At 56.6% G+C, this 10,853-nt stretch carries 8 protein-coding genes; 4 read left to right on the top strand and 4 right to left on the bottom strand.

The window, feature by feature from the left end:
• The first annotated feature begins 174 nt into the window (after positions 1–174).
• From hrpB to GAO09_RS04080, 3 genes are all read left to right on the top strand, one after another.
• Positions 175–2,652 (top strand): ATP-dependent helicase HrpB, encoded by a 2,478-nt coding sequence (gene hrpB / locus GAO09_RS04090; protein WP_153352795.1) that lies wholly within the window; start codon positions 175–177, stop codon positions 2,650–2,652.
• Entirely contained in the window at positions 2,653–3,969 is a 1,317-nt protein-coding gene (locus GAO09_RS04085; RefSeq protein WP_274379746.1) for an ActS/PrrB/RegB family redox-sensitive histidine kinase, read from the top strand. It abuts the gene before it with no gap.
• A gap of 101 nt (positions 3,970–4,070) precedes the next feature.
• Positions 4,071–4,652, top strand: coding sequence for an ActR/PrrA/RegA family redox response regulator transcription factor (locus GAO09_RS04080; protein ID WP_112730453.1), 582 nt, complete (start codon positions 4,071–4,073; stop codon positions 4,650–4,652).
• 2 nt (positions 4,653–4,654) lie between these two features.
• Here GAO09_RS04080 and GAO09_RS04075 read toward each other — a convergent pair whose 3' ends face one another.
• On the bottom strand, positions 4,655–5,143 hold the full coding sequence (locus GAO09_RS04075; protein ID WP_153352794.1) for an MmcB family DNA repair protein: 489 nt from the start codon (positions 5,141–5,143) through the stop codon (positions 4,655–4,657).
• Positions 5,144–5,331: 188 nt separating this feature from the next.
• On the opposite strand from GAO09_RS04075, the gene GAO09_RS04070 reads away from it, so the two are divergent.
• The gene (locus tag GAO09_RS04070; protein WP_153352793.1) at positions 5,332–6,003 is read left to right on the top strand and encodes a L,D-transpeptidase; all 672 of its coding nucleotides are present in this window, start codon (positions 5,332–5,334) and stop codon (positions 6,001–6,003) included.
• 88 nt (positions 6,004–6,091) lie between these two features.
• Here GAO09_RS04070 and GAO09_RS04065 read toward each other — a convergent pair whose 3' ends face one another.
• From GAO09_RS04065 to GAO09_RS04055, 3 genes are all read right to left on the bottom strand, one after another.
• Positions 6,092–8,260: a malate synthase G gene (locus tag GAO09_RS04065; protein WP_153352792.1), complete on the bottom strand. Its 2,169-nt coding sequence runs from the start codon at positions 8,258–8,260 to the stop codon at positions 6,092–6,094.
• 88 nt (positions 8,261–8,348) lie between these two features.
• A complete protein-coding gene (locus tag GAO09_RS04060; RefSeq protein ID WP_153352791.1) occupies positions 8,349–9,746 on the bottom strand; it encodes a cytochrome P450 in 1,398 nt (465 codons plus the stop codon).
• Positions 9,747–9,784: 38 nt separating this feature from the next.
• Complete coding sequence (locus GAO09_RS04055) at positions 9,785–10,741, bottom strand: DUF1402 family protein (protein WP_153352790.1); 957 nt, start codon at positions 10,739–10,741, stop codon at positions 9,785–9,787.
• Positions 10,742–10,853: the final 112 nt, after the last annotated feature.

Here is a 10,853-nt window from a genome sequence, read left to right as displayed (position 1 = left end):
CCACACACCCGAAAACGTCAATGCCCATTTCGCAAAAATGTCATGTTTTTTCCAAGAAAATCGCAGAAGCCTTATGACACAGGCGGTTTCGTCGATATTTTGGCTCCTAGGTTGCATTCCCGGCTTCACGACGGCATTTCCTATGGTCACTTCTGCTCCGAGAAAGCTTCTTTGATGTCCGACGCACCATCATCCATCTCACCTCTACCGGACTTACCTATCAGAGACGTTTTTCCGGAAATTGTTGCAGCGCTCAGCAATGGCAACCGCGCCGTTCTCGCCGCCCCACCTGGGGCGGGCAAAACGACATTGGTTCCTCTCCTGCTGCTTAAGCAGACATGGTGCAGCGGCAGGATCATCCTTCTCGAACCTCGTCGTCTCGCGGCGCGTGCAGCGGCAAGCCGTATGGCATCCCTGCTTGATCAGAATGTCGGAGAGATCGTGGGTTATCGCATGCGTCTCGACAATCGCATTTCCGCACGCACACGTATTGAGGTCGTGACCGAAGGTGTTTTTGCCCGCATGGTTCTGGAGGATCCGGAACTGAACGATATTTCGGCTGTCCTGTTCGACGAATTTCACGAGCGATCACTGGATGCGGATTTCGGTCTCGCGCTCGCCCTTGATGTCCAAGAGGGCCTACGTGAAGATCTTAGGATCATGGTCATGTCGGCAACACTCGACATCGAACGTGTCAGCGCTCTCATGCAGGGAGCACCGATGATCCGTAGCGAAGGACGCGCTCATCCAGTGCAGGTTCGTTACCAAAATCGTGCCGCAGACGAACGTGTAGAAGATGCCGTCCTAAAAGCTGTTATTGCCGCACATAGGGATGAGCCTGGCTCCATCCTTGTTTTTCTGCCAGGGCAGTCGGAAATATTGAGGACTGCCGAACGACTGGAAGGGCGCCTCGATGGGGACACGTTGATCGTTCCCCTATTCGGTAATCTTTCACAAAAGGAACAGGATCTGGCAATCCGGCCGCCACCGACCGGAAAACGTAAAGTGGTACTGGCCACATCGATCGCCGAGACCTCCATCACGATCGACGGTGTTCGGATTGTCATCGACAGCGGTCAACAGAGGCTCCCCGTATTCGAACCCTCTACCGGTATCACCCGGCTGGAGACGACACGTGTTTCGCAGGCAGCAGCCGACCAGAGGGCCGGACGCGCCGGACGCACCGAGCCGGGCATGGCGATAAGACTATGGCACCAGGGTCAGACAGCTGCCCTGCCCGCTTTTGCCCCGGCCCAAATTCTCTCCAGCGATTTGTCAGGCCTGGCACTGGATATGGCGCATTGGGGCGTGCACGACGCCACCTCTCTGGCATTCATGGATCAGCCCCCGGTTCCGGCCCTTGCCGAGGCAAGGCATTTGCTTCGCATGCTGGGTGCGCTCGATACCGCCAACGCACTGACGGCAAAAGGACGGCTGATGCGTGAACTGGCACTCCCGGCGCGGCTGGCCGCCATGGCCATATCGGGAGCTGAGGAAGGACATGGTACAAAAGCCTGCCGGCTGGCCGTACTGATGACCGAACAGGGCCTTGGCGGCAATAGCATCGACCTTGACGAGCGATTGCGCCAATTCGAGCGGGAAAAAAGTGAACGTGCCGAGGCGGCGCGGCGGCTGGCTGACCGGTTCGCAAAATCACTTCCCGACATCCGGATCAATGATAAGCCAGCCAATATCGGCAGTTTGCTTCTTCACGCCTATCCCGATCGCGCCGCCATCCAGCGAGGCGGCCATGGGCGTTTTTTGATGTCAAATGGACGCGGTGCCGTGATCCAAGAAACGGAACGACTGGCCGGAGCCCGAATGCTGGTGATTGCCGATCTGACCGGCCGTGCGGCACAGGCGCGCGTGCTTGCTGCCGCTGAAGTGAACCCGGCCCATGTGGAATCCGAACTCGCCGATATCATCGTGCGACAGGATGAAGGGTTTTTTGACACAGCCAATCGGCAGGTAAGAGCGCGGCGGGTGGTCAGGCTCGGTGCCATCGTGCTGGAAGAATCACCATTGCCGCGTCCCACCGGAGCAGCGGCGGCGGAAGCGTTGGCAGACGGCGTTCAGCAACTTGGTCTGCAGGTCCTCGATTTTGGCAAAGAGGCAACCCAGTTGCGTGAACGCATAGGCTTTCTCAACCGCACGGTAGGTGAGCCTTGGCCCGATGTCAGTGATGACGCCCTGTTGGCCCGGCTAAATGAATGGTTTGTGCCGTTCCAAAGTGGCAAGACAAATCTCGATGTATTGGATGTCAGTGGCCTGTCTGAAGGCTTGCGCTCGCTTTTGCCACATGAAATCCGTCAGGATCTCACGCGGATGGCACCAAGTCATTTCGAAGCGCCGACCGGTCAACGGCATCCTATTCGATACGATGGAGAAGAACCGGTCCTGACCATACGTGTCCAGGAGCTCTTCGGGTTGACAAAACACCCTGCCGTCGCAGGAGGACGCCTGCCACTGCTTCTGGAACTGACATCGCCAGCGCACCGGCCAATCCAGACAACCCGAGATCTTCCCGGCTTCTGGTCAGGATCGTGGAAAGATGTCAGAGCCGATATGCGCGGCCGATATCCGAGACACCCCTGGCCGGAAGATCCCGCAGCGGCCATGCCGACCAACAGGGTAAAACCACGTGGAACGTGAATGATGAGCATTGCAGACAAATCCTCTCTCAGACATGCGCAGTTCGGTGACAGCAGCCGACGCATTCGGCTGCAAACGTTTGTACGTTTGCGCTGGCTGGCTGTTGCCGGTCAGACCGTTACCGTTCTGATTGTCTGGCGACTTCTGGACTTTCCGCTCCCTCTCATTGAGGCGCTGCTTCTCATTGCAGCGCTGGCGGCAGCAAACCTTTTTCTCTCCTACCGATTTTCGCCAACCCATCGCTTGGAACCGACGGCTGCTTTTGCATTGCTTGGGTTCGATCTTTTGCAAATGGCGGGCCTGCTTTTCATCACGGGCGGTCTTGCCAATCCATTCGCGCCTTTGATCTGCGTGCCCGTCATCATATCTTTCGCGTCGCAGCCATTGCTGCCATCGCTGGCTCTCTTGGCATTGGCAATTGTCTGCACGACGGCGCTGGCATTCACGCCCTATTCCGTGCCTTGGTATCCGGACCATGCACTGGCCGTCGAGCCGGTCATGCAGGTAGGTGTCTGGTGTGCGATCGCTTCCATGATGTCGTTTGCCGCTTTTTACGCCTACCGCGTTTCTCACGAGGCAACCCAACTCGCCGACGCGCTGGCGGCAACCGAACTTGTCCTGGAACGAGAAAAGCATCTTTCCCAACTGGATGGCCTTGCCGCTGCGGCAGCGCATGAACTTGGTACGCCGCTTGCCACCATCACGGTCGTTGCCAAGGAAATGCAGCGCGAGCTCGGCAATGACGAAAGATACGCAGAGGATGTGGCGCTGTTGCGAAGCCAAAGCGAGCGATGCCGCGATATCCTGAGGCGCCTGACCTCTCTTTCAACGGACAATGAAGAGCATATGCGTCGGCTACCATTGTCATCACTCATAGAAGAAGTGACGGCTCCGCACCGGCAGTTCGGTATAGAGATCAAACTGATCGAGGCGAGTTCTCGCCATGGCGAGCCTGTCGGCAACCGCAATGCGGGTATTCTTTATGGTCTGGGCAACCTCATCGAGAATGCGGTCGATTATGCACACAGCACGGTGACACTGACCGTGGAGCACGGTGCGGAAATAGTGGCGGTGACCATCGAAGACGATGGCCAGGGTTTTGCACCCGACGTCCTTTTGCGGATAGGCGAGCCCTATATGAGTAGCCGTCCGGCATCGCAGGACCGGGCCGGCGGCCTCGGTCTCGGCCTATTCATTGCCAAAACACTGCTGGAACGTTCCGGCGCGATCTTGAGCTTCAGCAACAGACAACCGGAAGGTAGCGGAGCACGCGTTCGGATCGAATGGCCACGCTGGCGCATGGAAACAGATCAATGAACGATGATCGGAATGCGGGCAAAGTGACTTTACCGATCGATCGCAAAAGACGATAACGGACGCATTAACAGTGGGCAAATACGCCCGCGGAGACGAAAATTATGATTGCAGACAGGAATGAGCCGCAAGGCAATTTGGATACGGCGGATTATATTGGTCCCGATGCATCGCTTCTGATCGTCGATGACGATGGCCCTTTTTTGAGACGTTTGGCACGGGCAATGGAAACCCGCGGCTTTGAAGTGGAAGTGGCGGAATCCGTCACGGAAGGAATTGCGAAATCGAAAATCCGTCCGCCGAAATACGCTGTTGTCGATCTTAGACTTGGTGACGGCAATGGTCTCGATGTCATAGAGGCCATTCGTGAAAGCCGCACGGATACACGCGTCATCATGCTGACCGGCTACGGCAATATCGCTACCGCTGTAACAGCGGTGAAACTCGGGGCTGTCGACTATTTGTCCAAACCAGCGGATGCGGATGAGGTTTTTAACGCGCTGACACAGCGCCCCGGCGAAAAAGCCGACGTGCCGGAAAATCCGATGTCTGCCGATCGCGTGCGTTGGGAACATATTCAGCGTGTTTACGAGATGTGCGAGCGCAATGTTTCAGAAACAGCTCGTCGTCTGAACATGCATCGCCGCACATTACAGCGCATTTTGGCAAAACGAGCCCCGAAATAACGTCAGAGTTCGTCAAATGACTTGCCGGTCGCCCATTCCGCCATCATCAGGCGCTGGGCGGCGGCACGCGCGAAATGCAGCATGACGGATTTGCGCGTTGCCGGTGGCAGCCGATGTTCGGGCGCCTCGCGCAACAAATGGCTACCGTAGCCATCCGAAAGAAACAGCCCGCAATCCTCTGGAAAAATATCGAGCGAGACTTCCTTATGAGTCGCGAAAAACAACCGGTCACAATGAAGCCGGTAATCCGGCCATTTGCGATCAGTGCGAAAATCCTCAATGGAGGTTTTTATCTCGACAATCCAGATTTCACCCTTTTCGGAAATGCTGATGAGGTCGGCACGGCGGCCACTCGCCAAGGTTAATTCCGGCACAACTGCGTGACGCATATCGTTTAGAAGAATTTGCACGCCGCGGCGAACCATCATGGCGCGTGCCGATTGCCGTCCATCCAGAAGCGGGTTGTCGTTGCCGATACTGACTATAGTCATCGAGTCGATCGCGAATCCTGCCGGCCATCCCGGCAATGTTGCAAAAAGGCCATGACCTTTTCAATTGTGCAATAGCGAACGCGTGCGCCACTGCGGCATCTTGCAAAGCCTAATGTAATGGCAAATAACCACGATCAAAGGTGAGCGTTTCATCTTCGGTTCACAATCTTCATTTCCAAGAGAAATCCATGCGCATCCGTACCAGCATGATCGCGTCCGGCTTGGCCCTGTTGGCCTTGGCAGGCTGCTCCACGACATCCGAGACCAAAGTAGCGACGAACGCTCCGGCGACCGTCGAGACTTCGGAAATCTTCACGGATTCCTACAATAGTACGACCGACGCCGGTTACACGCTGCCGGCAATCCCGATCAGCCGCCTCGCTGAGAAGTTTCATCGCCAGATTGTCAGCTTCGAAACTGCTGAACGCCCCGGCACGATCATCGTGAACACACGCGAACGTTTCCTCTATTACATCCTGCCGCGCGGCAAAGCCGTACGTTATGGTATCGGCGTCGGCAAACAGGGCTTTGCTTGGGCTGGTGAAGCCTATGTTGCCTGGAAGCAGGAATGGCCGACTTGGCACCCGCCGAAGGAAATGGCAGCTCGCAAGCCGGACATCGCCAAATATGTCGAAGCCGGCATGGGCCCGGGCCTCAACAACCCGCTCGGCGCACGCGCCATGTATCTTTTCAACGAGAAGGGCCAGGACACACTGTTCCGCCTTCACGGCACACCGGAATGGGCCTCGATCGGTACGGCGGCTTCATCGGGCTGCATTCGTATGATCAATCAGGACGTGATCGATCTCTATCGTCGCGTTCAGCCGGGTCGACAGACAAAGGTTGTCGTCATCCAATAATCTGGAGACATGATTTAAAGGCGGCCCGAGAAATCGGGCCGCCTTTTTATTTGGCATTCATCCAGGAAGTTGAATGCATCGAACGTACTCAGCCAGCTTTTGATTTCAGCTCCAGCCTGCGACGGTGCAGGACGGGTTCGGTATAGCCATTCGGCTGCTCGCGGCCCTTCAGAACCAGATCGAGCGCCGCCTGAAACGCAATCGATCCGTCGAAATCCCTCGCCATAGGCGTATAAAACGGGTCTCCGGCGTTCTGACCGTCAACGACTTTTGCCATGCGCTTCATCGTCTCAACGATCTGGTCTTCCGTCACGACCTTGTGGTGAAGCCAGTTGGCCATGTGTTGAGCAGAGATGCGTAGCGTCGCGCGATCTTCCATCAGCCCGATATTGTTGATGTCCGGTACCTTTGAGCAACCGACACCCTGATCAACCCAGCGCACGACATAACCCAGAATGCCCTGCGCATTGTTATCCAGCTCGCGACTGATTTCCTCCGTCGTCCAGTTTGGACGCGGCGCGACGGGTACGGAAAGGATGTCGGCGATTTTTGCTCGCGCTCGGCTTTTCAGCCCCTTCTGGACCGATGCAACATCAACCGTGTGATAGTGGGTGGCGTGCAGCGTCGCTGCGGTCGGAGATGGAACCCATGCCGTATTGGCGCCGGCCTTCGGATGGGCGATCTTCTGTTCCAGCATTGCAGCCATCAGATCCGGCATCGCCCACATTCCCTTACCGATCTGCGCATGGCCGGACAAACCGCATTCCAGACCGATATCGACATTCCAGTTTTCGTAGGCGGCAATCCAGGCGGCCTGCTTCATGTCACCTTTGCGGATCATGGGGCCTGCTTCCATTGAGGTGTGGATCTCGTCGCCGGTACGGTCGAGAAAACCGGTATTGATGAAGACGACACGGTCCGAGGCTGCCCTAATGGCCTCCTTGAGGTTGATAGTCGTGCGGCGCTCCTCATCCATGATACCCATTTTCATGGTGTTCTTCGGCAAGCCAAGCACCTGCTCCACACGGGTGAAGATTTCCGCTGCAAAGGCTACCTCTTCGGGGCCATGCATCTTCGGCTTCACCACATACATGGAGCCGAAGCGGGAATTCTTGTGGCGACCATTTGGACCGACATCATGAATCGCGATCAATGCGGTGACCACGGCATCCATGATGCCTTCCGGCACTTCCGCACCGTCGCGATCACGAATCGCCGGGTTGGTCATCAAGTGACCGACATTGCGAACCAACATCAGCGAGCGACATTTTAGCTCAAAGGTCGATCCATCGGGTGCCGTATAGTCGAGATCTGGATTGAGCTTGCGTGTGAAAGTCTTCGCCCACTTGGAAACCTCTTCCGTCAGGTCGCCCTTCATCAATCCGAGCCAGTTGCGATAGACGACGACCTTGTCCTCCGCATCGACCGCGGCAACCGAATCCTCGCAATCCATGATCGTGGTGATTGCCGATTCAGCCCAAACGTCGGAAATATGGGCCGGGTCCTGGCTGCCGGTGACGGTGCTCGAATCGATCAGGATTTCGACATGCAGATTGTTCTTTTTCAGGAGAACCTGCCCTGGGGCTGCTGCTGCACCCAAATAACCGGCAAACTGGGAAGGATCGGCAAGACCTGTAATATTGCCATCAATCAGCGTCACGAAAAGCGCTGCGGACTCGACCGTGAATGAAGCGACATCGTTCCAGCTTGCGCCGGACAGCGGCGTGGACTGATCGAGAAATTTTCGCACCCAAGCTATGACCTTGGCTCCGCGGACCGGGTTGTAATCCTTGTTCCTCTCAGCACCCTCCCCGTCCGGGATTGCATCTGTGCCATAAAGCGCGTCGTAGAGAGAACCCCAGCGGGCGTTTGCAGCATTAAGGGCATAGCGCGCATTCATCACCGGCACCACGAGCTGCGGTCCGGCGATCACCGCAATCTCGGGATCGACGTTTTCGGTCGAGACGGAAAAGTCCGGGCCTTCGGGAAGAAGATAGCCGATGTCACGCAGAAAAACTTCGTAGGCGGCAAGATCGTTCGGAGCACCATTCTGGCGATACCATTCGTCCAACTTTGTCTGAAATACGTCACGCTTTTCCAGAAGCGCCCGGTTTTTTGGCGCCAGATCGTGAATGATTTGGGAAAACCCGGCAAAGAAGCGATCAGATTCCAGACCGGTTCCGGGCAAGGCTTCATCGGCCAGAAAACGATAAAGACCAGCGTCAATTTTAAGTTCGTGTGATTCGATTCTGGTCATCGCTGCCTCCCTGACATGTGCATTGCTTACGGCACTTTGCCTGCGAAGGCGTTTTAGTCAACGGCTGCGACCTCAGACGATGGTCGACTTAGCTCCTTACTGTCACACGCATTGGCAGGCCGTTGCGCGGTTGAGTGGTGAGCTTCTGCACGGGCCAGGGATCTGTCTGCGGTGTTACATCGAAGCGGTAGCGTCGCATGAGAACAGCCAAGGCAATCACGGCCTCCTGCATGGCGAACGTTGCGCCAATGCAGACGCGAGGACCAGCGCCGAAAGGCAGATATTGGAAACGACTGATCTTGCCACGGTTTTCCGGAAGGAACCGCTCCGGCATAAAGGCACGCGGCTTTTCCCAATAAAGCTCGTGTCTGTGCAACGTCCAGGGCATAACGAGTGCTGTCGTGCCGGCCCTGATCTCAACCGTCTTGCCATCAGGCGACGTCCAGCTGTCATCCTTGATTGCGGCGCGATTGATCGAAGGCGCCGGCGGATAGAGCCGCAACGCTTCCTCGAAGGCGGCCCGCACATTCGGCATCTGCTCCAGCCATTCGACCGGCTCAGGACCGCCATCAAGCACGCGATCCACCTCTTCCTCCATGACCTGTCGGATATGCGGAGATTGCGCCACGCAGTAGAGCGTCCAGGCGAGTGCCCGCGCGGTGGTTTCATGGCCGGCGCCGATGAAAGTCAGAATATTGTCTTCGATTTCGTCGAGCGTCAGCCCATCCGGGCCGGCCTGTTGCAGGAGCAGCGTCAGGAAATCCTGTGGCACATCGGCCGGATTTGCCGCTATCTTCGCGTTTCTGTGCTCCATGGTCTTGCGGACGATTTCGCGGAATTTTTCGAGCACCCTCTGGCCGCCGATCCGCGTGATGCGTGGCACCCAGGGTGGGGCACGAAGCAGATCCATCGGATCGACGCGGCCCATGCGATGAAGGAGTTGATCGACGTCATCGGAGAAATTGCTGGTTTCGGAAACGATATCGCCGGAAAACAGTGTCTCCGAGAGAATGGCAAAGGCCAGTTCGGTCATATCGACCGAGACATCATGAACCCGGCCGGACGAACCAACATCCGCATACTTTTCTGCATATTCCTCGGACTTCGCGAGCATCTGCCCGGCAAACCCCTTCGCGTGGCGGGGCGTGAACACCGGGGCCATCGCCTTACGTGACCGCTTCCACACCTGTCCTTCCGCCGTCAGCAATCCATCTCGCAGGATCGGCCGCAGGATCAGCTGGCGAATTTCCGACATCTCGTAATTGGTGGCATTGTCCACCAGCACATGCCGGATCAGGCCGGGATCGTTGATGATGAGCGTCCGCTCCTGGAAAAATTTCGTATCGATCCAAGGCAGCGTATAGGAGGGCTCGCCCCACAGTTCGAGCGGATTGCGCAAAACCGTGCGGATGATCTCCAACCGGGATGGCGGCACGGTGCGGGGCACCGGTGCCGGCGGAACGAAAGGTTCGGGACGCATGTCCATCAGCGATCCTCCTGTCTCATGAGGATCTATATCAGTATTCAGAGAAGCGATTTCAAATCGGCAAGCTTGTCGTTGACGAGCCAGCCATAATAATTCTCTTCCGGCAGGCCACCACGGGCCTTCAATGCCGCAGCACGCTGGGCCGAACCGCCGGTGTTATAAAGCGTCGCCGTAATACCCGGATTGTTGCTGATATCGACATTCGCAATCGACGAATAATCATCGATCGAGCGGCGGATCGTGGCTGCCATGTAGGCAAGCGATTTATCAGGATCCATGATGGCCCGATAAACCTCGCCGGCATCGTTTTCATCCAGTTTGGAATAACCGGACTTTCTAGCGACCATGTCCGATTGCATCAGGGCGGTCAGCGGGTTGATCTGGCCAAGGCCAAAAGTCTGACCCGCATAGAAAGGCTGGAAAAAGACAGCGCTGAAGCGGTTGTCTGGATAAGCGTTGCCGCCGACCTTGTTGCCACGAAACGTCTTTTCCCAGATGTTTTCCCGGCAAGACCAAACGCGATAGGAATCGCTGATGCCGTTACAGCTGGCGAAGTCGGGACGACCGACGAAGTCGGCAATGCTTTCATCCTTGTAGCCGAAACGGAAATTGTTGCCGGCATAGGCGGCAGCTTTCACGTAATAGCTCTGCAGCCTGTCATAAGCATCGACATTGTAGGTATGCTCGCCAACGATGGCGCCGATCATGTGAATAGGATCAATGCCATAGGTACGCGCCGTCGACTTGATCTTGGCAATCAGAGACTTGTCGGTCGCCAGAAGCTCGCGGATTTTGTCGTATTTGTCATCAAACGTGGTGCGACCGGCGCGCGTGCGGCGAACCGAGGCACCCGGAATTTTCGGCTGTTCGATATTGCGATTGCCCGGAGGAACGACAGTATCCGCCAATGCCGGTGTAGGCGCACACCATGCCAGCAAGGACAAAGTCAGAACGAAGCCTGTAAAGGCGGATTTACCGGTATGATTTCCCAACATCGTCTCCTGCCGATCGCTCGGCGATCCTGGGCAGATCTGCGGAAGGAGCCAGCGCTTTTCAGTAAAACGCGCCTCCTTTACGTGAAAGGTAGGCGCGTTGTCGAGCTTTCAA

The organism is Endobacterium cereale, assembly GCF_009617585.1.
Taxonomy (GTDB): Bacteria; Pseudomonadota; Alphaproteobacteria; order Rhizobiales; family Rhizobiaceae; genus Neorhizobium; species Neorhizobium cereale.
This window is presented reverse-complemented; position numbering and strand designations above follow the sequence as displayed.